Source organism: Mycobacterium appelbergii (assembly GCF_032883035.1).
GTDB lineage: Bacteria > Actinomycetota > Actinomycetes > Mycobacteriales > Mycobacteriaceae > Mycobacterium > Mycobacterium appelbergii.
Map to the genome: position 1 here is coordinate 18,175 of NZ_JAMQTH010000018.1, position 22,771 is coordinate 40,945.

Genomic DNA, 22,771 nt, shown 5'->3' on the forward strand with positions numbered 1-22,771 from the left:
ATGCCTACACTCGCGGCATGGCAGCAGCCCTGACCGCGATCACCGACCGTGTGCATTTCGCCCAGACCGACCTGGTCAATTGGACGTTGGTGACCGACGACGACGGCGTGATCCTGATCGACGCCGGGTTTCCCGGACAACGCGACGAGGTGCTGGGTTCGGTGCGCCGGCTCGGCTTCGGGATCGACGACATCCGCGCCGTCCTGCTCACCCATGCGCACATCGACCATCTCGGAACCGCCATCTGGTTCGCGAAAAACCATGGCACCCCGGTGTTCTGCCACACCGACGAGGTCGCCCACGCCAAACGCGACTATCTCGAGCAGGCCGCACCGGCTGACGTCATCCGCCACATCTGGCAGCCGCGGTGGTTGAGGTGGTCGGCCACGATCACCGCCAAGGGCGGGATGAACCATGCCGGGATACCCACCGCGCAAGAACTGACCACCGAGATCGCCACAGGGCTGCCGGGCAACCCGGTCGCTGTCCCCACCCCGGGGCATACCGGCGGGCACTGCTCGTTCCTGGTGGACGGCGTGCTTGTGAGCGGGGATGCGCTGGTGACCGGCCACCCCGTGTCGCGGCAGTCCGGGCCCCAGTTGCTGCCCGCGCTGTTCAATCACGACGACGACAGCTGTGTACGCAGCCTGGACGTGCTCGGCCTGGTGGATACCGAGGTGATGCTGCCCGGGCACGGACCGGTGTGGCGCGGATCGATCGCCGATGCTGCTCAGCGGGCGAGGACCCGGCACACGGCCTAACTGAGTACCCGGTAACCCAGCAGAAAGAACCCGGTCAGGCACAGGCCGCAGGCCAGCACGATGGTCGGCATGAGGACCATCTGGTCGAGTTCGTCGGGGTCGAGTTCCTCGTCGTCGTGCACCGATCCGAACAGCACACGGGCCACCGTGGTTGTGCGGAAGATGTGCATGCGGCGCCGCATGCTGTCGGAGTGCTCTCGGCGCCCGATGAACAGCCGCAGCGCCACACCGAGGCCGAACACCACCACAGCCGCTGCCAGTAGCAGCGAACCCACGAGTACCTGCAAACTCGGCAAACGCACCCCCACCGGTGTGAGACACCTTCGGGCCAGCCTATAGGCCGGATAGTCGGTGCAGCACCGGTAAGCGCATCACAGTCCCCACCGCTTCGCGAGCAGTTCGTGAGAACGCAACCGGTCATCATGACGGTGGGTGACCGAGGTGATGACGAGCTCATCGGCGCCGCTGACCCGCCGCAACGCCTCCAGCCGGTCCGCCACCTGATCCGGGTCACCGACGAACTGCGTTGCGGTGCGGTCTTTCACGACCGCGAGTTGGTCGTCGGTGAGCGGCGCGCAATCGTCGGGATCCGGATACGGCACAGCGCCGCCACCGGCGCGGATGGAATACACCCAGTGGCCGTAGCTCGACGCCAATCGACGTGCGGTGGCTTCGTCGTCGGCGACCACCACGTCGGCCGATACCACCACGTATGGCTCAGCTAGCTGTGCGGAGGGTGTGAAGCCGTTGCGGTACACCTCAATCGCCTCCAGCGCGGTAGCCGGCGTGATGTGGTAGCTGGCGACGAACGGCAATCCACGGGCAGCCGCGACGCGGGCACTCTGCCCCTTACTGCTGCCGAAGACCCATGGCCTCAGCCCCGCCCCCGCCCCGGGTACCGCTGTCCCGACCTCGAAACTGCCCTGCAGCATGGCGAGAATATCGTCGACCTGTTCGGCGAAATCCGGTGTGACAGCTTCTGGTTGCTGCAGTACCGCCGCCTGGGCACGCAGCCGAGGACTGCGCATCAGGGCACCGACATCGAACGGGACGGGAATCACCACACCGTCGATGTCATGCCACTCGCGGGGCGGTCCGGATTGGGCGCTATTCTTCCGGACGGCTTCTGCGCGCTTTTGCCCGGACCGGCCCACCCCCAGGTCGATACGCCCCGGATGGAATGCCGCCAGGGTGCCGAAGCTCTCCACCACGGCCACCGCGGTGGTATGTCCGAGTTGGACCGCCGCGGTTCCCACCCTGATCCGCTCGGTGGCGGCCGCAATCTGGCCCACCAGCACAGCGGGTGACGAACTGGCGACCGCCACAAAATGATGTTCGGCGACCCAATATCGTTGGTAACCCCAGCGTTCGGCATGTTGGGCCAGATCGACGGTGTTGCGCAACGCGGTCGCCGCGTCGCTGCCTGCGCTGATCGGGGCGAGGTCGAGGATCGACAGGGGCACGGTCATCGCAGCACTTTTTCGAAGGCGATCGGGAAGACCTCGCCCTCGGCGGCCAGCGGCTCGCTCAGCCGCGTGTATCCCGCCGACTCGTAGAGCGCCTCGGCCTCGGGCTGGAGATGGCCCGTGGTGAGATACACCCGTCGGTAACCGCGCCGGGCGATCTCAGTTTCCAGCTGCACCAGCAGCGCCTTGGCATATCCACGTTGGCGATGGCCGCTGTCGGTCCAGATGCGTTTGAGCTCGGCGGTGTCGGCGTCGAACCGCTGGAATGCCCCGCCGGTGACAGGGGCACCGTCGAGCAGACCGATGAGCAGGCCACCGCCCGGCGGCTCGAACTCGTGTGTCGGATGGCTGCGTAACCAGGCCAGCACCCTCTCCGCGGTGCCCCCATAGCGCCCCGAATACTCGATCGAGAGCTGTGCCAGTAGCGGCTCGGCCAGCGGGTCATCTTGGCCGACCGCCACGAACTGCACATCACTCACCACCGTATGTATACCCACACCAGCATCAACGCGGGCTGACTCGGCTTACCGCCTGGCAGGCTCATCGTGATTTGAATTCCGCCAAGGTCGCACAGAAGCCGCCTCGCTGACTCACGCGTTCGCTGTCCGTTGACCTGCTGAATGTTCGCCGTTCAGAAGCAGGTGAGACCGTCGACAATCCGGGCCCTCACGGGTCTTACATCGAGACTGGAGGTGTGAGCATGCTCGATTTCGTCGAATTGAGATACCGCACCAACCCGCGGCTCAGGGTTGTCTCGGTGTGGATCGGCGACACACCGACCCGAACCGCCCTCGACGCATACATCAGCGCGGACCGGCCGGAGCGCGGCGGCTTTACCGCAGACCTCGGCGAAGAGTGGCTCGACCACGATTTTCTCGAAGCCTCGTTTTACGGCGACCCGGGCCCGGTGCACAACATGGTCACCGCACTGGTCGAAGATCACGGGCTTCCGCGTGCGGTGGCCGACGAGGTGCTGAACGCATGCCGGGACCGCGGCCTGCGAACCGCGAACACCGTGGTCCTGTTGCGTCAGCACACCTACCGCGAGAGTGCGGGATCCCGCCGGGGGCTGGCCTTCGCCGGCACGTACGAGTACGAAGAACCGCTGCCCCAGACGGTGCTGACCGACCGCCACCTGTTCACCGGCATCACCTCCGCGCCGACGCTGGCCGATCTCAGGAGCTACGTCCTCGACGGCAGCCTCACGACAGACCTCGCGGACGCATTCACCGGCGAGGCAAGCGAGTTCGAGGTGTCGGCGCAGTACTACGGATATCGCCTACGTGATCCCGGGGACTCCCTGCCGGTGGACGAATTCTTCGCCCTGCCGATCGTCACCGACCGGATCGTCCTCGCCGCGGGCTCAGACGTCACCAACCGCTGCAGGCAGGTCGGGCTGGAATCCGTCAACGCGTTCATCAGCCTCGCCGCCGATCACCTCCGGCCCGCCTCGGTCGGCGCGGAACGCCGCTACGCCGGGCTGCGGTACCTCGGCATCGTGAACACGGTCATGTAGCTCAAGCGCCCCTTCCCACCAAAACTTGACACGTGTAAAGTTCGCCGCCATGGACAACATCAGGGGCAAGACCATCGCGATCACCGGCGCCGCGCGCGGTATCGGCTACGCCACCGCCAAGGCCCTGCTGGCCCGCGGTGCCCGTGTCGTCATCGGTGACCGTGACGTGGCCCTACAGGAATCGGCGGTCGTTGAGCTCACCAAGCTCGGCCAGGTCTCCGGCTACCCGCTCGACGTCACCGATCGGGAATCCTTCGCCACGTTCCTCGACAAGGCCCGCACCGACGGCGGCGGCCACATCGACGTCCTGATCAACAATGCCGGCGTGATGCCGATCGGCCCGTTCCTCGAGCAGAGCGAGCAGTCGATCCGCTCCTCGATCGAGGTCAACCTCTACGGCGTGCTGGCCGGCTGCCAGCTCGCGCTGCCCGACATGGTCAAGCGCCGCCGCGGCCACATCATCAACATCGCCTCACTGTCCGGGCTGATCGCGGTGCCCGGTCAGGTGGTCTACGTGGGCGCAAAGTACGCCGTCGTCGGGCTGTCCACCGCGCTGGCCGACGAGATGGCCCCGCACGGCGTGGAGGTCTCGGTGATCATGCCGCCGTTCACCAACACCGACCTGATCTCGGGCACCCAGTCCAGCGGTGCCCTCAAGCCGGTCGAGCCTGAGGACATCGCCGCCGCGATCGTCAAGACGCTCGACAAACCCAAGACGCACGTGTCGGTGCCGCCGCCGCTACGGTTCACCGCCCAGGCGGCCCAGATGCTGCCGCCGAAAGGCCGCCGGTGGCTCAACAAGAAGCTCGGCCTGGACCGGGTGTTCATGGAGTACGACACCGCCAAGCGCAAGAGTTACGAGGACCGCGCGCAGGCGGCACAGGGTGTCATCGAGTCGGACGGGAAGGCCTAACCCCGCCGGAATACGGGCCTATCCCCGCTACTTCTTGGTGCGTCGGCTGCCGCCGTGCCAGTCCTCCACGACGCCGGTGCCCCCGGGATCGACGCCGAAGCTCGCGAGCTGCGGCCGTTCGCGGAGGCTGCGCTTGAGCTCGGCGAAACCCGGAAACTCAGCAAGGCCCAGCACGTTGTCCCACAGCGGGCCCGCCTCCTCAGGTTTCGGGAGACGGCTGATCACCGGTCCGAAAAATGCCACTCCTGCGGGCGGGCGAAAGTGCAGGATGGGGGTGCCGACATCTTTTCCCGTCAGCGCGAGCGCTTCGTCGGTCTCCGCGCGCAGCAGCTCATCGAATCCGGTGTCGTCCAGCGCGGTCGCGAGCTCGGCAGGCAGGCCGGCCTCCGCCAGGATCGGCTCCAGAAACTCTCGCGTGCCCCGATCGGCTTCAGATTGCGGCCCGCGGTCGGGGGCGCTGTCGAATATCCGCCGTCCGATGGCCAGGTACAGCGGACCGACCGCTTCGCGCCCGTACTCGATTCTGGTACGGGCGGCAACGCGCAGCAACTTGAGCCCCGCGGTGTGTCCATCTTCATAGCCAGCCGGAAAATGGGTGTCATAGTCGATGTGTGCGTTAATCATTCGCAAGGAGATGAAACGCCAATCCACTGTGTAGTCACGTTGCTCGACGACCATGCGGACCCACTTGCTGGTCATCCAGGCGAACGGACAGACCGGGTCGAAGTAGAAGTCGAGATCAGCTCGGTGGTCTGTGCTCACGGGGTAACCCCTCTCCTGTCGTGCCTCCCTCGAGGAAGCGATGGATCTGCGGGACCGGTCCGCGAGGGGTCCGGTGAGCGCATTGGCCTCGCTCGCGTAGAACCCGCCGCTTCGCACCGACGTCGAGCGGATGCGAGACACCGAACGCCGGTGCCACATATGGCATCACGATGCGTTGCAGGATCACCCGGGACACTGTGCCATGTCTTTGAGTATTCAGCCCACCGCGGCGACGGCGGTCAGGATATCGGGCACTTCAGTGCGGGTCGTGTAGTTGGGGTGGACGTCGATCCACCGGATGGTGCCTGCGGCGTCCACGACGACGACCGTGGGCATCGGCAGGCTCTTACCGCCGTCGGCGTTGACCTCGGTGATGTCCAAGCCCAACTTGATCTGTGCGGCAACCGAATCGGGAGACGGTTCGGCCACAATCCCCAAGGCGGCGGCAATCTGATTGCCTGGATCTGAGGCCACCGAGTAGGTCAGCTCGTTGGACTGCGTGGTGGTCAGGGAGCCGTCCGGCTTCTGCGGGCTCACGGCGATCAACTCGAAGCCGCGCTCGGCGAGAGCGGGCACCAGTTCTGCCTCGTAGGCACGCAGGGCAATGTTGCAGTAGGGGCACCACCCTCCGCGGTAGAACACCACGACCGCCGGCCGCCCGGCCCGCAACGTGGTCAGCGATGTCGCGTCGCCACGGGCGTCGAGCAGGTCACCGTCGGGCATCGGGGTACCGGCGGCAACGACGCCAGACGGCACGCCTGCGGCATCCAGTGCGGCCTGATCGGCAGCGAAGGCGCTCTTGACCTCTGCAGGCAGCGCGTGCAAGGAACCGGCCGCCATTTCACGTACCTGCTCGCTGATAAGGGGTGTGTTCATGGATGTGGACGCCTCCGCGAAGTCGATTGGACTGATCACTCCACAAAACGCCTCTGTTTTTGGATTGTCAACTCCAAAATTGTTAAACTCGGCTGATGCTTACCCGGAAGGGCCAGGCCACCCGGGATCGCGTCGTGGCCACCGCGGCCACCCTGATGCACCAGCGCGGAGTCGCCGCAACCACCACCGAGGACGTCCAGGTGGCGGCCGGCGTCAGCGCCTCGCAGCTCTACCACTACTTCGGCGACAAGGCCTCGCTGACCCGTGCCGTCATCGGCTACCAGACCGAAGCGATCCTCGGCTTCCAGGTGCCCATGCTGGCCCGACTGGATTCCGTTGATGCACTGCGCAACTGGGCTGATGCCATTGTGGATATCCAGCGTGCCAACGACTTCCGCGGCGGATGCCCGCTGGGATCGCTGGCCAGCGAGCTTTCCGAAATTGACAGCGCGGCAAGAGAAGCCGTCGCCACCGGTTACCAACGGTGGCAGGACGCGATCCGCGACGGGCTGGTCGACATGCGCGAACGTGGCGAGCTCGTCGAGGCCGCCGACGTCGACGAGCTGGCCACGACGTTGTTGGCCACCCTGCAGGGCGCACTGCTGCTCGCCAAGGCGATGCGTGACGGCCGACCGCTGAAGACCGCGCTGCACACCGTGATCGATCACATCGCGACGTTCGCCGCCTAGTAGTCGATCGCCTCGATCAACGGCGACGGCTCATCCATCAGCGCCCAGAACCGGTCGCGGATCTTCACGGTCAGCGGTCCGGGAGCACCGTTGCCGATGGCCTCACCGTCCAGCGTGTTGATCGGGGTGACGCCGCCTGCGGTGGTGACGGCCATCAACTCGTCGGCGTCGTAGAGCTCGTGACTGGTGACATCACGCAGGGTCGCTTCGATGCCCATCGCGTCCGCGAGCTCGTACACGGTCTTACGGGTGATGCCGGGCAAGGCATTTCGTGACGGGGATGCCAATTTGCCGTCCTTGACGACGACGACGTTGAAGCCGGGCCCCTCAGCGACACAGTTGTCGGAGTCCAGCAGGATCGCGGTGCGCGCACCACGGTCCTTGGCCTCGAAGCTGGCCGCGGTGAGATCGCCCCACTGGTAGTTCTTGATGGTCGGATCGACGGTGTTACGCCCGGCACGGCGCACGTGGCGCGGCACGATCGCGGTGGTGCCGAAGATCTGCTCGGCCGGCGGGAAGGCCCACAGGTAGGGAATCGCGTAGATGTACACCTGGTGGGTCAACTTGGACAAGTCTTTCTCGCCCTTGCGTTTTCCGTAGCCGCGGGTGATGGTCAGGTTCACGAACGACTCCCGCAGCTGTGACATCGCCACACAGCGTTTGGTGGTATCGGCCAGTTCGTCCTTGCTCATCCCGGCGTCCAGGCGCAGTTTGGCCGCCCCGTCCAGCAGTCGGTCCAGGTGATCACCGAGCCGGAAGATGTTGCCGTGCCACACATGCGCGACGGTGTAGGTCACGTCGGAGTGGCCGAATCCGGTGTCGAAGATCGAGATCTTGGCGTCCTCGGCCGGCAGATACTCGCCCTCGATCCAGGCCACTCCCCCGGCGAACGGGCTGGAGGTGTCCAATTCGTAGTCGCTGTACTGGATCACCGAGCCCGCCGGGGTGTCCTCACGGATGGCAGCACCGGGCTCGACGGCGACGAGGTTACTGGTACCGAGATCTGTTGCAGTCATGGCGTTTTCCTTCGTATCCATATCAGAGGTTGTTGGTCTTGACGTATTGGGCGCCGGCCTCACCGCGGCGCAGACGTGACTTCAGCCCGGTCGTCCACCAGAGCGCCGCGATCACGACGACCCCGAGGAAGACCCACTTGTTGTTGGTGAACTGGGGCAGGAACAGCAGGGTGACGGCGACACCGAGGAACACCACCAGCGCGGTGAGGTAGAGCGGAAGCCGCCAACGGCCCAGATCGAAGGTGCCGGGTTCGCCTGTCGGGATGGTTCCCCTGCGGTATCCGACCAGGAGACCGATGGTCTGCAGGATGTAGACGAAGAAGAACAGCAGCGAGGCGATCCCGATGATGTAGTTGAAGGCCTTCTCGTTGACCAGGGCGGACAGCAGCAGAAGCGTTGACAGGCAACCCAATCCGATCACCGCGAAGGTCGGCGTCTTGCGGGTCGGTGACACATGGCGCCACAGGTGGGAGAACGGCAGCATGTTGTCTCGGGCCATCGAGTAGGCGAGCCGGGTGGCGACCAGGATGTTGGCCAGCAGGCAGGCCAGGATGTTGGTCAGCGCGATCGCGACGACGATCTTGGTGACGAGGGGTCCGGCCTGCTGAGTGATGATCTCCTCGATCGGCGCGGCACTGTTGGCCTCCACGGCGGCAACATCTTTGATCGCCAGCACATAGACGATGTACATCGCCAGCTCGATGACGATCGAGGTGACCAACGCGTAGAACATCGTCCTGGGCACGACGCGGCGGGCGTCCTTTGTCTCCTCGGCCACGTCGGCGCCGGATTCGACACCGATCAACCCGAAGAACGGTCCCAGCGCGGCGGCCAGCCAGGCCAGCAGGTAGGAATCCTTGTCTCCCGTTTCTCCCCCGGTGAACAGCACCGAGATCGGCTGGTGGTTCTCCGGTGCGGAGAAGGCGATGATCGCGATCAACGCGGTGGCGCCGACGGTGATGACGAGTTCCAGGCTGACGCCGATGTTGTTGACCATCGTCGCGAACCGGACGCCGTAGATGTTGATCAGCACGCAGACGAACACCACGGCGATGGCAAGCAGGATCTGGGTGCTCTGCGTCATGCTCCAGCCGAACAGTCCGCCGAGGTAGCCGGACAGAATGAAGCCCACGCCGGTCATCCCGCACACCCAGCCCATCAGTGCGATGAAGCCGGTGAACCAGGCCAGGTCGGGGCCGTTGATGCGGCTGATCCACTGGTAGGAGTAACCCGCCAGCGGCAACTTGGCCGTGAGGTCGGCGGCGATGAACGTCCACAGCGCGAACACCGCGCCCGCCAGCAGCAGTGTCCACACGAACGGGGCGCCTGCGGTGAAATAGCCGGCGCCGAAGCCGGTGAACACCGCCGTGGTGGCACTGATGGTGGCGAACCCGATGGCGAAGGACGCCAGCGTGCCGACCGAACGGTCGAGCTTTTGCGTGTAGCCCAATTCGGCGAGCTTGGCGTCCTCGGCGCCCAACGTCGGATCCGGTTTGGCCGAATGAGTGGGTGAGGCCGGGGCATCTAAGGCGTCGGTCATGATCTCTCCAGGTCAGGCGAACTCAGGAAACGCTTGATGTAAGGAAAGCGCCACCGGCCCGTCACCGGAAGTTCCCTCTTTTGATGTACTGATAACCCTGGATTATCAGTGCTGGGTGGCGGGCGCCACACTTTCCTCACCGTCGCCAAAACTCCATTGCTGCTGAACAAGCTTGATCAACGCATCCGCCTGCGGGCTCAGCGCGCCCGGATGCCACGCCAGCGCGACGTGGCTGCGAGGCCGGTCCACGATGGGCACGTAGACGATGCCGGGCCGGTCGTAGAACCGTGACACCGACGCCGTGGTGAAGCTGATGCCGAGTCCGCGCGCGATCGCCGTCGTCTCGGCCTCGTAGGTCGCCGCAACCGCCGCGATGTTCGGTGGCCGGTGCCCACGGACATCCATCGCCAGCCAGTAATCCCGCCACGGACCGGCAGTCAGGGGCGCGCACACGATCGGGTCGTCGAGCAACTCGCCGATCTCGAGTTCCCGGCGCCCGGCCAGGCGATGATCGCGCGGCAGGCAGGCCACCCACGATTCGGAGTCCAGGATCAGCATCCGGTGTTCGGGCAGATCGACCGGGGGACGGATCAACGCGACCTCGGTGCTGCCGCCCGCCAGTCCGGCCGTCGGGTCGGCGAAGTCGAACTCGATCGGCTCGACGCTGACGTCGGGATAGGCGTCCTCGAAGCGGCGCACGATCCGGAACAGCAGGTCGGCACCGGTTCCGATCAGATAGCCGAACCGCAGCCGGCCCTGCCGGGTCCCCGAGAGGGTGACCAGGTTCTCGACCACCGCATCGACACCGCTCAACGCCTGCTGCACCTGGGGCAGCCAGGCCGCACCGAGGTCTGTCAGTGCCACTTCACGGGTGTTGCGGTTGAGCAGCAACACCCCGAAGGCCTGCTCCAGCTGCTTGATGGATGTCGACAGCGCAGGCTGGGTGATGAACAGGCGCGCCGCCGCCCTGCGGTAGTTCAGTTCTTCACCCAGGACGGCGAAGTACCGCAGCTGACGCAGCGTTACCTCGGCCATGCCTGCGGGACTCTAACCGAACTCCAGGAGAGGATCACCCAGTCGATAACCCTCGATGGCGTCGAGATGCTCGAGCAGCTCGTCGTGGGTGAAGTTGTGCGCTGTGACCGTGCCGACGAATGCCACGTGAACCACTTCACCGTCCTCGGCCGCATCCAGCCACAGCGAGGTCACCGGCAGACCGTCGTCCACCTCGGCTCCGGACGGCTCGTAGAACCACACCGCGTAGTCGTCGTTGGACTCTTCCTCGTCAAATGTCCAGCCGCGCTCTGTGATTCGCTCGTCGAACTCGGCCAGGTCGGCGACCACGGCGTCCTGGATCTCCGACAGCTGCTCAACGACCTCCTCGGGGATCCAGCGTGAGTCCTGGGCGACCTGCCGCTTCTTGCGGCGGGCCTTTTTCGCGGCGCTCTGGCGGGACACGTGCTAGCCCAGCGCCTTGTCCAGGTCCGCGATCAGGTCCTCGGTGGATTCCAGTCCGATCGAGACGCGCACCACGCCGTCGCCGAGCCCGATGGCCGCGCGGCCCTCCGGCCCCATTGCCCGGTGGGTGGTGGTGGCCGGGTGGGTGACCAGGGACTTGGTATCGCCCAGATTGTTGGAGATGTCGATCAAACGCAGCTTGTCGAGCACCTCGAAGGCGCGCGCCTTCCCATCGGCGGCATCCAGTTCGAAGGTCACGACGGTGCCGCCGCCCCGCATCTGCCGCTTGGCCAGGTCGTGTTGCGGATGAGATTCCAGGAACGGGTAACGCACCCAGCGCACCGAGGAATGACCCTCCAGGAACTCCGCGACACGCTGCGCCGACCGGTTCGCGTAGTCCACCCGAACGGCAAGGGTCTCAAGGCCTTTGAGCAGGATCCAGGCATTGAAGGCACTGATCGCCGGCCCGGTGTGCCGCATCAGCTTCTGCACCGGGCCGTCGATGTATTCCTGGTCGCCCAGGATGGCCCCGCCCAGCACCCGACCCTGTCCGTCGATGTGCTTGGTGCCCGAATACACCACGACATCCGCTCCGAGCGGCATGCCCTGCTGCAGCAGCGGGGTGGCGAAGACGTTGTCCAACACCACTTTTGCACCGGCTGCGTGCGCGAGCTCGGATACGGCGGCAATGTCGACCAGTGACTGCATGGGGTTGGACGGGGTCTCGAAGAACACCGCCGTGGTCGGCACCGAAAGCGCCTCCTCCCACTGCGCGAGGTCTTCGCCGTCGACGAACACGGTCTCGACACCCCAGCGCGGCAGGATCTCGTTACACACCACGAAGCACGACCCGAACAGGCTGCGCGCGGCTACCAACCGGTCGCCGGCCCCGAGCAGCGCCCCGAGCGCGGTGAACACCGCGGCCATGCCGGTGGCGGTGGCAAAACACGCAGGCGCGTCTTCGATGAGCCGCAGCCGCTCCTCGAACATCGAGATCGTCGGATTGCCGTACCGGGAGTAGACGAACCGGTCGATTTCGCCGGTGAATGACTGCTCCGCGGCTTCAGCGGTCTCGTAGACATAGCCCGAGGTCAGGTACATCGCCTCGGCGGTTTCCTCGAAGCCCGATCGCAACAGGCCACCGCGCACACCGATGGTGGCCTGGCTGACGCCGGCAGGCAGCTCGGCGGGGACGCGAACCGAAGGGACTTCAGGCGAACTCATGACTGCACCTCAGCTCTGATCAACTCTGTACCCATGGCAGCCCGACCGCCTTCCAGCCGGTGTGGCCACGGTGCCTGCTCTCGTCGAGATTGCCTTCGAAACCGTCGAGCACGTTGTACGACGGCGCGATACCGGCCGCGGTCGCGGCTTCGGCGGCGCCGATGGATCTGTTGCCGGAGCGGCACAGGAACACCACCGGGCGGTCCGCCGGCCGCACGCCTGCTGCTACGAGGTCGTCGACAAACGCATCGTTATGACTACCGTCGGTGCGGCTCCACTCGATGTAGACCACGTCACGCTGCAGTGACGTCAGGTCGGGCACCCCGACAAAACGCCATTCCGCGTCGGTGCGACAGTCCACCAGCACGGCCTCGGGGTCTTCACTCAGAAGTTTCCAGGCCTCCTCAGGCGTGATATCACCTGCATAACTCACGGTCGTGAGTCTTTCACACCGGCACAGACCCGCCATGCGCCGTCCTCCCGCGCAAAGGTGGTCTCGACATTGACCGGAGTGTCGGGCGCCTTGTCGAAGTGGTAGACGACGGTGCCCGTCGCCCGATCGCCGTCGATCCGCACACCGGTCACGTCGTCGACGTAGCGGGCACCCTGCCTGGCCACCGAATCCCGTTGGCCGGCAATGAACTCGGCCTCGGTACCACGGTCGCCGGCGCAGGTGTAGTCGCTGAACTCGACGTAGTTCTCGCGCTGAATGGCGTCGTTCTGGCCGACCGCGGCGCGGCCCACCCGCTGCTCCTCGGACAGGCCGTCACCGCCGAACAGGTTGGCCAGCGCAATGCCGATCACCACGAGCACAATGATGACCAGCGCGGCAAGGAACGGCGCGAAGGTGGGCCGGTCCGGCCCCGGGTCGTCAGTCATCGTCTACCAGAGCTTGCGCAGCGCGGCGCCGACGCGGCGGGCCCGGTCGCGGGCCACGATCACATCCGGTGCGGTGGCCATGGCCACCCCGAGCCGCCGTCGGCTGTCGGATTCGTCCGGGCCACCGAACAGCCGAACATCACTCTCGGAGGTGGCGAGCGCCTCGGCCAGCACGGCCTTGACGTTGGGCTTCACGCCGTCGCCCGCCTCGGTGTCCCCGCCGCTGTAGGTGACTTCGGCCGCCGCAGGCGAAATCATGATGGTGTCCACGTCCAGGCCGAGGATCGCCCTGGCGTGCAATTCGAACTCCGAAAGCCGTTGTGAGCGCAGCGTGACCAGACCGCTGTCATGCGGCCGGACCCGGACATCGGAGAAGTACACGTCGTCACCGGCCACCAGCAGTTCGACACCGAACACGCCGCGCCCGCCCAGCGAGTTGACGATGCGAGCGGCGATCGATTTGGCGGCGTCCAACGCAGTGGGCGGCAGATGTTGCGGCTGCCAGGACTCCAGCACGTCGCCACCGGCATGCCGGTGGCCGATCGGCTCGCAGAACTGCACATTGGGCCCGGCCGGCCCGGTGGTGCGGATAGCCAGCAGGGTGATCTGGTGGTCCACTTCGACCACGGATTCGGCCAGCACCCGGTTGTGCGGGACGCGGCCCGCGGTGACCGCCCGCTCCCAGGCCGGCTCGACGTCGTCGGCCCGCAGGAGGACCGACTGCCCCTCCCGCAGCTCACCCACGACGGGCTTGACCAACAGCGGGTACCCGGCGTGGCCTGCCACCGCCGTCAGTTCCTCGACCGACCCGGCGAACCAGAACGGCACCGTCGGCAGGCCAAGTTCATCGGATGCCAGCCGGCGCAGGCCTTCGCGGTCCTGGCTGATCCGGATGGCCCGCGGTGTGGGCAGTACCTCGGTGTCGCCGCGTTCGGCCACCTCGATAAGCGCGTCGGCCGCGATGACCCCGGATTCGGAGACCACGTACTGCGGATTCTCCCGCTCGATGAGTGCGGCGAGTTCGTCGGCGTCGTTCATCTGGATCACCGCGGAGCGGTCCGCGACGCGGTGCGCCGGCGCGTAATACCGGTCGACCGCCACGACGGCGGCACCGAGGCGCTGGAACGCGAGCGCGAGCTCGCGGCTCAGTTCCCCGGAGCCGAGCAACAGCACGGCCTCGCGGGAATCCGCCGGCTCACTGTCCTGCGTCGGTTCCGGTTCCGGTTCCGGCGCAGGGTCCGGTTCGGATTCGTCATCGGCGGCTATGGCATCGTCCGCCGGCATCTCCGCAGGGTCATCCGGCCGGGCATCCTCAATCGATTCACTCATCGCGTCCCCAAGCCTGCCAGATCGTCATCCGACGCGATGGTCGATATAGCACCAACGCCAACTCTCCTCGGGTTCGGCAGAGCGCATGACGGGGTGACCACTGAGCTCGAAGTGCCTGGTGGCATGTTGGAGGGCGCTGGAGTCGCAGCAGCCCACGTGACCGCACGTCATGCACATCCGCAGGTGCGCCCAGCTACTCTCGCCGAGTTCCGCGCATTCCTGGCATCGCCCCGGGGTGAGCGGTTGCGGCTCGGCGACGTCAGCACGGAGGTGCTCACAGGATCGAGGTGTCGAGCTCTGCTCGCGCCGACGTGATCTCCTCAACATGTTGATCAAGGATAGGTACGGCACGCGGAGGAGGTCACGGGACGTGGGTGCATCACTGTTGGCGGCCCTGGTGGCATCGGTGCTGTTGGCCGCCGTGGCCCGCCGGTTCGACGTGTCCGCGCCGCTGGCGCTGGTGGTCGCCGGTCTGGCAGGCAGCGCAATCCCCGGGTTCGGCGGTGTTCACCTCGAGCCTGAGCTGGTGCTGTTCGTGATCCTGCCGCCGTTGCTGTGGTCGGCCGGGCTGGAGAGCAGTTACGTCGCGCTGCGCCGCAACATCCGCCCGATCGGGCTGCTCGCGGTCGGGCTGCCACTGGCCACGACGTTCGTGGTCGGATTGGTGGCCTTCCACACCGTGCCGGAGTTGACGATCGCCGCGGCGCTGACGCTCGGCGCGATCGTGGCGCCACCCGACGCGGTGTCGGCAACCGCCGTCGGTCGCAGGCTGGGCCTGCCGCGTCGCACCATGACGCTGCTGGGCGGGGAGAGCCTGCTCAACGACGCGACCGCGCTGACCGCGTACAAGGTGGCCCTTGCCGCGGCCATCGGCACGGCGTCCACCTGGGGCAGCGGGTTCGGCACATTCGCGCTGGCCGCGGTCGGCGGTGTGGTGGTCGGCGCCGTGATCGGCATGATCGTGCACTACATCCGATCGCGGCTCGACGATCCGCTGGTGGAGAGTGCCGTCGGGCTGGTGGCGCCGTTCTTCATCTACCTGCTGGCCGAGGAGGTGCACGGCTCCGGGGTGATCGCGGTCGTGGTGGCGGCGCTGCTGCTGGGTCAGCGTGAGGCTCAGGCCAGCTATGCCACCCGACTGCAGGACAAGGCGGTATGGAAGGCCCTGCAGCTGGTGCTGGAATCGTTCGCCTTCCTGTTGATCGGGCTGCAACTGCCGGAGGTGGTCCAAGAACTCACCGGGATCTCGGCGGCCACGCTCGCAAGCTCGTCGGCAGCGGTGCTCATCGCGGTGATCGGTGTGCGGATCATCTGGGTATACGCGTTCGTCTACCTGCCGTGGCTGATGTCCAAGCGGTTACGCGCGCGCGAACCCGCACCCGCGCGCGGCCAGGTGTTCATCCTCGCGTGGGCCGGAATGCGCGGTGTGGTGTCGCTCGCGGCGGCCTTCGCCGTGCCGGCAACGACACTGTCCGGCGAACCGTTCCCCGGCAGGCCACAACTGGTGTTCCTCACGTTCGTCGTGGTCGTCGGCACCCTGCTCTTGCACGGGCTGACGCTGCCGTGGTTCATCCGGGTGCTCGACGCACAGGGCAACGAGGCCCACAGCGATGCAATCGCGACGGCCGCAGCCCAGGACAAGGCGGCCAGGGCGGCCGCCGAGCGGCTGGACCAACTGCTCGCCGAACAGCCCGCCGATGCCGACGTGCCCGACCGCGCCGCCGAGGTACTGCGGGCCTGGAACACCCGGCGCCGCAACGCCGCCTGGGAACGGTTGGGCCGCGACGATGCCGACATCGGGGAGAGCCCGACTGCCGCCTTTCGGCGGATGCGCTTGGAAATGCTTGCAGCCGAGCGGGAAACGTTCATCGCCGAGCGCGATGCCGGGCACATCGACGACGAAGTGCTGCGGACGGTACTCCATGGGCTCGACCTGGAAGAGGCGACGCTGAACCGTGATTAAACGCTTGTCGTGGCTGGCTGTCCTCGTCGTGCTGGTCTCTGGCGCACTGTTGGGACTGCTGAGCGGTAGCGACGCGGGTTCGCAGTCACCGGTGGCGGTGCCGGCCGGTTCGGAATCGGTGCGGGCTGACAAGTTGCGCAGTGAGTTTCCCGGCGGGGACCGCGTGCCGGCGATCGTGGTGGTCACCCGGGTCGATCAGGGTGAACTGACCCCGGCGGATATCGACGCGACGGCGGCGGCGGGAGCACCCGTGCTGGTGTCCGATGACCGCAGAGCCGCGGTGGTCACCGTGCCGTTGGCAGCTGACATGTCCGGATTCGCCCTCAACGACGCCGTGCGCGACGTGCGCGCAACCATCAGCGACGGGTTGGGCGACGACCTGCGGGCCGAGGTCACCGGCGGCCCCGCATTCGGCGCCGATATCGCGAATTCCTTTGCCGGGGCCAATATCACGCTACTGGCGGTCACCGCGACGGTGGTGGCGCTGCTGCTGATCGTCACGTACCGCTCACCGGTGTTGTGGCTGGTTCCGCTGCTGGTGATCGCGTTCGCCGACCGGGTCGGTGCGGTAGTGGGCACCGCCGTGGCCTCGGGCCTGGGATTGAGCCCCGACGGGTCCACGTCCGGGATCACCAGCGTGCTGGTGTTCGGCGCGGGCACAAACTATGCGCTGCTGTTGATTTCGCGGTATCGCGAGGAATTGGGTCAGCATGCAGATCACCGCACCGCCCTGCGGGTGGCCGTGCGGGCGGCGGCACCGGCGATCCTGGCCAGTAACGCCACCGTGGTGCTCGCGCTGCTGACCCTGCTGTTCGCGTCGGCGCCGAGTAACCGCAGCCTCGGGGTGCAGGCCGCCTCCGGCCTGGTGGTCGCCGCGATCTTCGTGCTCGTGGTGTTGCCGCCGTTGCTGGCCCTGTGCGGCAAGCGACTGTTCTGGCCGTTCATCCCGCAGACCGGCGCGAAAGCCCTCACCGACAGTGGCATCTGGCACCGCATCGCCGACTCGGTGGCTCGCCGGCCCGGCCGCGTCGCGGCGGTGGCGATCGGTGGTCTGGCGGTGCTGTGCACCGGATTGCTCGCCACACCGATCGGGCTGTCGCAGACCGAACAGTTCCGGGTGCGGGCCGAATCGGTGACCGGCTACGAGACCCTGGCCGCTCACTTCCCCAGTGGTCTGACCGATCCCACCCGGGTCATCGCGGCGACCGGCGAGGCTGCCGCCGTGGGGCGCGCGATCAGCGACACCCCCGGTGTGGTGAGCGTTGCCCCGGCGGGTCGGTCCGAGACCGGGCTGACCCAGTGGTCAGTGGTGTTGAAAGCCTCACCGGCTTCGGCGGAGGCATTCAGAACCATTGACGCCCTGCGTGACTCGGTGCATGCGGCCGACCCTGATGCCGTGGTCGGCGGCTCGGATGCCCAGGCACGCGACGCCGCCGCTGCAGCGCAACGCGACCGTGTCGTGGTGATCCCGGCGATCTTGGCGGTGGTCCTCGCGGTGCTGTACCTGCTGCTGCGATCGGCGTTGGCGCCGCTCGTGCTGGTGGCGGTCACGGTGCTCAGCGCATTGGCCGCGCTGGGGCTGGGTGGCTGGGCCAGTGTGCACCTGTTCGGGTTTCCCGCACTCGACAACAGCACTCCGCTGTTCGCGTTCCTGTTCCTCGTGGCACTGGGCGTGGACTACACCATCTTCCTGGTGACCCGGGCCCGGGAGGAGACGCCCGGGTACGGCAACCGGGCTGGCATCGTCCGGGCGGTCTCTGCCACCGGTGCGGTCATCACGAGCGCAGGCATCGTGTTGGCTGCGGTGTTCTGCGTGCTCGGCGTGCTGCCCCTGATCGTGCTGACCCAACTGGGCATCATCGTCGGGTTGGGCATTCTGCTCGACACCTTCGTCGTGCGCACGGTGATCATCCCCGCGCTGTTCACGTTGATCGGGCCGCGGATCTGGTGGCCGGGACTGCAGGCTGAGCGCTAGCGTGACCACCGTGGAGATGACACTGCCGACCACGCTGGGCCAGCTCCGGGTTCAGGTCAGCGGTGACGGGCCGCCCGTGCTGTTCTGGCCCAGCCTGTTGATGACCGGCGGCATGTGGGCCGGACAGGCGCAGGAGTTCGGCCGCGACCACCAAGTGGTCCTGATCGACCCACCCGGCCACGGTGGCAGTGAAAAACTCACCGCAGCATTCAGTTTCGCCGATTGTGCGCAATGCGTCGCCGACATCCTCGATGGTCTGGACATTGCCCGCGCGCACTTCGTCGGCAATTCGTGGGGCGGCATGATCGGCGGCACCTTTGCCGCGCTGCATCCCGAGCGCATCAATCGGGCGGTACTGATGAACTGCACCGCCTCGGCGGCCGGTCGACGGCAACGCCTCGAATACGGACTGTTGTTGCGCGCGGCCAAACTGCTCGGCGGCATCCGGGGGCCGCTCACCCGGGAGGTGCTCAAGGCTTTTCTGGGGCCGACCACATTTCGCAGCCGGCCCGAGGTGGTGGCGTTCGTCCGGGACGCGGCCCGACGTGTCGACGTGGCATCCAGCACCTGGGCCGTGACGAGCGTGGTGCCACAGCGGCCGGATCAGCGCGCCCTGCTGTCCCGGATTCGGACACCGGTGCTGGTGGTCGCGGGTGCCGAGGACGCGACGTTCCCGCTCGCCGAGACGATCGCCATGGCCGACGCCATCCCGGCCGCCGAAATTGCGGTGGCCGATGGCGTCGCGCATCTGGCCGCATTGGAGAATCCAACCCTCGTCAACACGTTGATCAGGGAGTTCTTCGCACGCGGGTAGCGTCGAGGCATGACAGGGGCCACCACGCTGCCGCCGCTGCACATGCGGCGCAACACTTTCGACCCCACCCCGGAACTGCGGGAGATCCGCGAGACCGAGGGTGTGCGCACCGTCGTCAACGCTTTCGGCATGCAGGTGTATCTCGTCACCCGCCACGATGACGTGAAAACCGTGCTCTCCGATCACGAGCGGTTCTCCAACAGCCGCCCGCCCGGGTACATCTTCCCCGGCGCCCCGGAGATCACCCAGGAGGAACAGTCCAGCGCTCGGGCCGGCAACCTGCTGGGCCTCGATCCGCCCGAACATCAGCGGCTGCGCCGGATGCTGACGCCGGAATTCACCATTCGCCGCATCAAACGGCTGGAGCCGCGCATCGTCGAGATCGTCGACGCGCACCTCGACGCGATGGCCTCGGCAGGCCCGCCCGCCGACCTGGTGGCCGACTTCGCGCTTCCCATCCCGTCGCTGGTGATCTGCGAACTGCTCGGGGTGCCGTATGAGGACCGTGACGACTTCCAGCAGCGCTCGGCACGCCAACTCGATCTGTCGTCGCCGATGGCGGAAAGGATTGCACTGCAACGGCAGGGCCGTGACTACATGCTCGGGCTCGTCAAGCGGGCGCGTCTTGACGCGGGTGAGGACATCCTGGGCATGCTGGTGCGCGAACACGGCGACGAGTTGACCGACGACGAACTGGTCGGAGTTGCCGGGCTGCTGCTGTTGGCCGGGCATGAGACCACGTCGAACATGCTGGGCCTTGGCGCCCTGGCGCTGCTTCGGCATCCCGATCAGCTCGCCGCGGTGCGCGACGACCCGGATGCCGTCGGCCCCGCCATCGAGGAGCTGCTGCGCTGGCTGTCGATCGTGCAGAACGCGATCCCGCGGATCACCACCACCGACGTCGAGATCGCCGGGGTCACGATCCCGGCCGGTGAATTGGTATTCGCCTCACTGCCCGCGGGCAACCGCGACCCGAATTTCGTCGAGCAGCCCGACGTCCTCGACATCCGCCGCGGCGCCCCGGGACATCTGGCCTTCGGCCACGGTGTGCACCACTGCCTGGGCGCCCCGCTGGCCCGGATGGAGATGCGTATCGCGTTCCCGGCATTGCTGCGCCGGTTCCCATCCCTGACGCTCGCGGAACCCTTCGAAGCAGTGCAATACCGGTCTTTTCACTTCATCTACGGGCTCAAATCATTGGCGGTAACGTGGTGACGGCCATGAAAGTAGAAGCGGATCACGACGCCTGCATCGCATCGGGGAACTGCGTGATGACCTCCGACGTCATCTTCGACCAGGACGAGGACGGTGTCGTCGAAGTCCTTGTCGACGAGGTTCCCGACGATCAGATCGACCAGGCGCGCCAAGCCGTCAAGCTGTGCCCCGCATCGGCGTTGAAGCTCACCGGGGAATGAAGTCGCGCAGCACCATTCAGAATGGTGGCGGTTCGTAGTTGTCGGCGAGCCAGGCTTGGTATTGGCGTTCGATTGCGATGTCGGTGTTGAGTTCGCTGCGTAACCGCCGTTCGGCGATGATGCGGTCGCGTCGGTCCTGCTCGCGGGTTTGGCGGCGGGTCGGCATCATCGCGCCGCGATTCGGGCCCCCGGCCGGCGGTTCGGAGAGGTTCAGTTCTCCGGTCGGGGTCGCCAGCGTGGGGAACATACCGGCGCCGTGGGGTTCTGTGACGTAGACGTGTCCGGTAGGTGCGGTGAATTCCACTGTGCCATCCGGCAATTGACGATCCGTCCAGCCGACACAAAAGGTCTTCACCAAGTGATGGGACCGGCAGTAGAGCTTGCCGTTCGACGGATGCGTCGGGCCGTGCGGATACGGCACGGTGTGGTCAATGTCCGACACCTGGACAGGGGCGTCACAGCCAGGGAACCGGCACGTGAGATCCCGCCATCGAATGAACTCCGAAAGCGCCACCGAGGGCCGGTAGCCCGGTTCGCCGGGTTCATTCGGTTCGGCGGGTACCGGCAGTGGCTTGAGTTTGGCTGTAGCCGTGAGGTCCCGCACGCTCTGGGCAGGCAGGATCCCATGACCGGGTAGATACCCCGGATCATCCGAGGCGCCGTCGAGGGTGGCCTGATCGGCAAGGATGTGAATCACCGCGGCGTTCGCCGCTGCACGCTTCTGCGCTGCGGGGCAGTCCGGTAAGCCACACAGGCAAGGCAACTGGGCTTCCAGCCGGGCCAACGGACCCAAGGCATCCGCGCGGCGCTGCTCATGAGTCCGCGGATCGTTCTCACACACCGTGTTCGCCAGGGCATCGAGGCGCTGATGGAACGCGGCGCCATCGGCGGCGTGGACGTTGGCCCACAGCGACGTCATACCAGGGCTGCTCGGCTCGACCTGAACGAACCGCTCCGCATCCACACTGGGCGGCACCCGTACGCCATTCGGATCCAGTTTGGCGATCCACTGATCCACCCGGTCCCGCAGTTTGGGCTCCGACAACCGCATCCAGGAGTGGGCCCGGCGGGCCAACTCCGCATCCAGCGCAGGCCAGACCACCCCATCCACGATCCCGGTGCGGGCAATGATCGTGCACACCACCCGATAGTCGATATCCCCAGCGGCGAACCGTGCCGCAACCAAGGGCAGCTTGTCCCGCAGCACACGGGCGTGGTGAATCTGAGTCCCGGCCCGGCCCCTGCTGATCCGTAACGCCGCCGACACCTCGGCGGCCACCGCCTCGAACGGATCGGTGGTCCAGAAGATCGTCTCCGCCAGTTCGAGTTCCCGGCGAGTGTCCAACGCCCCGGTCGCGGCCAACCGGCCCGCGATCGCCGCCGATTCCGCACGCGCCGCGGCACTGATCCTGTCGATCAGCCCCGCATCGGAATCGTCTTCGAACACGTGTTCGATTATGCCACGCCCCACTGACACGCGGGGCGGTTTCGATCCTGAGCTATTCGGAATCCGCTCGATCGCCCGGCAGGTCGATCACCCCGGCACGGGCCAGCAGCAGCAGGCTGACCACCAGAACCCAGCACGGGAACACCAGCGTCAGCCACATGGTGACATCGCTGCCCAACAGCAACAGCACTGCGACAAGGTAGGTCACCCCGACCAGCCACCGCGGCATCAGGCCGGTCTTGAGCCAGATCGTGGCCAACGAGATCATGAACACCGCCGCCATTCGCAGCGCATAGGTCTTGGAGATGGTCAACAACAACATCTGCCCGAACGTCGCCACGTCCGAATGCATGAGGGCACCGCTACGTTCCAGACCGGCACCCACACCCGAAGCGACGAACATCATCGCCAGAAACAGCAACCCGCTGCCGATGAACACCGACGAGAAGAACTTGTCCTCATAGCGCCCGAGACCGTCGCGCACCACGCCCATGAACCACAGGAAGCAAATGCCCGCGAACGGCATGAGGATCGCGGCAACTTTGAGTTTGGCGCTTCCAGCACTGAGCCACTGGGACCCCGGTTCAGCCCCCTCCGGCAGCGCAGAATGAATCAGAAACAACGCCGTACCGAACAACAGCGCGAACAGGACACCGGCGAAAGCCGCGGCACGCGGCGTCGACAGGCGGTGCAGGTGCGGTTGGACCACCGCGCCATCGTGACACGCC

General features: G+C 66.5%; 25 protein-coding genes. 9 read left to right on the top strand and 16 right to left on the bottom strand.

Annotation, left to right across the window (positions count from 1 at the left end):
- Window positions 1-17 precede the first annotated feature (17 nt).
- Complete coding sequence (locus tag M1247_RS31470) at window positions 18-761, top strand: MBL fold metallo-hydrolase (RefSeq protein ID WP_317160355.1); 744 nt, start codon at window positions 18-20, stop codon at window positions 759-761.
- On the opposite strand, the gene M1247_RS31475 is transcribed toward M1247_RS31470, so the two are convergent.
- The 3 genes from M1247_RS31475 to M1247_RS31485 form a co-directional block, all read right to left on the bottom strand.
- Window positions 758-1,069 (bottom strand): hypothetical protein, encoded by a 312-nt coding sequence (locus M1247_RS31475; protein WP_317160356.1) that lies wholly within the window; start codon window positions 1,067-1,069, stop codon window positions 758-760. The two genes, M1247_RS31470 and M1247_RS31475, sit on opposite strands and share 4 nt — an antisense overlap.
- 63 nt (window positions 1,070-1,132) lie before the next feature.
- Window positions 1,133-2,230 (bottom strand): LLM class flavin-dependent oxidoreductase, encoded by a 1,098-nt coding sequence (locus M1247_RS31480; RefSeq protein ID WP_317160357.1) that lies wholly within the window; start codon window positions 2,228-2,230, stop codon window positions 1,133-1,135.
- Window positions 2,227-2,706 carry a GNAT family N-acetyltransferase gene (locus M1247_RS31485; protein ID WP_317160358.1) on the bottom strand — a complete coding sequence of 160 codons (480 nt, stop codon included), beginning with the start codon at window positions 2,704-2,706 and terminating at the stop codon, window positions 2,227-2,229. Before M1247_RS31485 ends, M1247_RS31480 begins: the two co-directional genes overlap by 4 nt.
- Before the next feature lie 221 nt (window positions 2,707-2,927).
- On the opposite strand from M1247_RS31485, the gene M1247_RS31490 reads away from it, so the two are divergent.
- A complete protein-coding gene (locus M1247_RS31490; protein WP_317160502.1) occupies window positions 2,928-3,743 on the top strand; it encodes an immunity 22 family protein in 816 nt (271 codons plus the stop codon).
- Between the two features lie 49 nt (window positions 3,744-3,792).
- Entirely contained in the window at window positions 3,793-4,656 is an 864-nt protein-coding gene (locus M1247_RS31495; RefSeq protein WP_317160359.1) for an SDR family oxidoreductase, read from the top strand.
- Window positions 4,657-4,683: 27 nt separating this feature from the next.
- Here the strand turns inward: M1247_RS31495 and M1247_RS31500 are convergent, their stop codons facing one another.
- Both M1247_RS31500 and M1247_RS31505 read right to left on the bottom strand, forming a co-directional pair.
- Window positions 4,684-5,418, bottom strand: a complete 735-nt coding sequence (locus M1247_RS31500) for a mycothiol-dependent nitroreductase Rv2466c family protein (RefSeq protein WP_410506974.1) — start codon at window positions 5,416-5,418, stop codon at window positions 4,684-4,686.
- Between the two features lie 216 nt (window positions 5,419-5,634).
- On the bottom strand, window positions 5,635-6,294 hold the full coding sequence (locus M1247_RS31505; RefSeq protein ID WP_317160360.1) for a peroxiredoxin-like family protein: 660 nt from the start codon (window positions 6,292-6,294) through the stop codon (window positions 5,635-5,637).
- Window positions 6,295-6,389: 95 nt separating this feature from the next.
- Between M1247_RS31505 and M1247_RS31510 the strand changes: the two genes are divergently transcribed.
- A complete protein-coding gene (locus tag M1247_RS31510; RefSeq protein WP_317160361.1) occupies window positions 6,390-6,983 on the top strand; it encodes a TetR/AcrR family transcriptional regulator in 594 nt (197 codons plus the stop codon).
- Here M1247_RS31510 and M1247_RS31515 read toward each other — a convergent pair.
- From M1247_RS31515 to M1247_RS31555, 9 genes are all read right to left on the bottom strand, one after another.
- Complete coding sequence (locus M1247_RS31515) at window positions 6,980-7,999, bottom strand: aminotransferase class IV (RefSeq protein WP_317160362.1); 1,020 nt, start codon at window positions 7,997-7,999, stop codon at window positions 6,980-6,982. The two genes, M1247_RS31510 and M1247_RS31515, sit on opposite strands and share 4 nt — an antisense overlap.
- 22 nt (window positions 8,000-8,021) lie before the next feature.
- Entirely contained in the window at window positions 8,022-9,539 is a 1,518-nt protein-coding gene (locus tag M1247_RS31520; RefSeq protein ID WP_317160363.1) for an APC family permease, read from the bottom strand.
- A gap of 105 nt (window positions 9,540-9,644) precedes the next feature.
- Entirely contained in the window at window positions 9,645-10,574 is a 930-nt protein-coding gene (locus tag M1247_RS31525; protein WP_317160364.1) for a LysR family transcriptional regulator, read from the bottom strand.
- Between the two features lie 12 nt (window positions 10,575-10,586).
- On the bottom strand, window positions 10,587-10,997 hold the full coding sequence (locus M1247_RS31530; protein WP_317160365.1) for a hypothetical protein: 411 nt from the start codon (window positions 10,995-10,997) through the stop codon (window positions 10,587-10,589).
- Window positions 10,998-11,000: 3 nt separating this feature from the next.
- Window positions 11,001-12,221 carry an O-succinylhomoserine sulfhydrylase gene (locus tag M1247_RS31535; protein WP_317160366.1) on the bottom strand — a complete coding sequence of 407 codons (1,221 nt, stop codon included), beginning with the start codon at window positions 12,219-12,221 and terminating at the stop codon, window positions 11,001-11,003.
- Between the two features lie 19 nt (window positions 12,222-12,240).
- A complete protein-coding gene (locus M1247_RS31540) occupies window positions 12,241-12,654 on the bottom strand; it encodes a rhodanese-like domain-containing protein (RefSeq protein WP_317160367.1) in 414 nt (137 codons plus the stop codon).
- The gene (locus M1247_RS31545) at window positions 12,651-13,100 is read right to left on the bottom strand and encodes an Rv0361 family membrane protein (protein WP_317160368.1); all 450 of its coding nucleotides are present in this window, start codon (window positions 13,098-13,100) and stop codon (window positions 12,651-12,653) included. Before M1247_RS31545 ends, M1247_RS31540 begins: the two co-directional genes overlap by 4 nt.
- Window positions 13,101-13,103: 3 nt before the next feature.
- Window positions 13,104-14,429, bottom strand: coding sequence for a formate-dependent phosphoribosylglycinamide formyltransferase (gene purT, locus M1247_RS31550; RefSeq protein WP_317160369.1), 1,326 nt, complete (start codon window positions 14,427-14,429; stop codon window positions 13,104-13,106).
- Between the two features lie 24 nt (window positions 14,430-14,453).
- Window positions 14,454-14,756: a UBP-type zinc finger domain-containing protein gene (locus M1247_RS31555; RefSeq protein ID WP_317160370.1), complete on the bottom strand. Its 303-nt coding sequence runs from the start codon at window positions 14,754-14,756 to the stop codon at window positions 14,454-14,456.
- 43 nt (window positions 14,757-14,799) lie between these two features.
- Between M1247_RS31555 and M1247_RS31560 the strand changes: the two genes are divergently transcribed.
- The 5 genes from M1247_RS31560 to M1247_RS31580 are packed head-to-tail and all read left to right on the top strand — an operon-like array spanning window position 14,800 to window position 20,596.
- Window positions 14,800-16,392: a Na+/H+ antiporter gene (locus M1247_RS31560; RefSeq protein ID WP_317160371.1), complete on the top strand. Its 1,593-nt coding sequence runs from the start codon at window positions 14,800-14,802 to the stop codon at window positions 16,390-16,392.
- Window positions 16,385-18,367 carry an MMPL family transporter gene (locus M1247_RS31565; protein WP_317160372.1) on the top strand — a complete coding sequence of 661 codons (1,983 nt, stop codon included), beginning with the start codon at window positions 16,385-16,387 and terminating at the stop codon, window positions 18,365-18,367. The genes M1247_RS31560 and M1247_RS31565 overlap by 8 nt, the downstream gene beginning before the upstream one ends.
- Window positions 18,368-18,383: 16 nt before the next feature.
- Entirely contained in the window at window positions 18,384-19,181 is a 798-nt protein-coding gene (locus M1247_RS31570; RefSeq protein WP_317160504.1) for an alpha/beta fold hydrolase, read from the top strand.
- Between the two features lie 9 nt (window positions 19,182-19,190).
- Window positions 19,191-20,396 carry a cytochrome P450 gene (locus M1247_RS31575; RefSeq protein ID WP_317160373.1) on the top strand — a complete coding sequence of 402 codons (1,206 nt, stop codon included), beginning with the start codon at window positions 19,191-19,193 and terminating at the stop codon, window positions 20,394-20,396.
- 5 nt (window positions 20,397-20,401) lie between these two features.
- The gene (locus M1247_RS31580; RefSeq protein WP_317160374.1) at window positions 20,402-20,596 is read left to right on the top strand and encodes a ferredoxin; all 195 of its coding nucleotides are present in this window, start codon (window positions 20,402-20,404) and stop codon (window positions 20,594-20,596) included.
- Window positions 20,597-20,612: 16 nt separating this feature from the next.
- Here the strand turns inward: M1247_RS31580 and M1247_RS31585 are convergent, their stop codons facing one another.
- Window positions 20,613-22,043: an HNH endonuclease signature motif containing protein gene (locus M1247_RS31585; RefSeq protein WP_317160375.1), complete on the bottom strand. Its 1,431-nt coding sequence runs from the start codon at window positions 22,041-22,043 to the stop codon at window positions 20,613-20,615.
- Between the two features lie 52 nt (window positions 22,044-22,095).
- A complete protein-coding gene (locus tag M1247_RS31590) occupies window positions 22,096-22,752 on the bottom strand; it encodes a hypothetical protein (protein ID WP_317160376.1) in 657 nt (218 codons plus the stop codon).
- Window positions 22,753-22,771 lie beyond the last annotated feature (19 nt).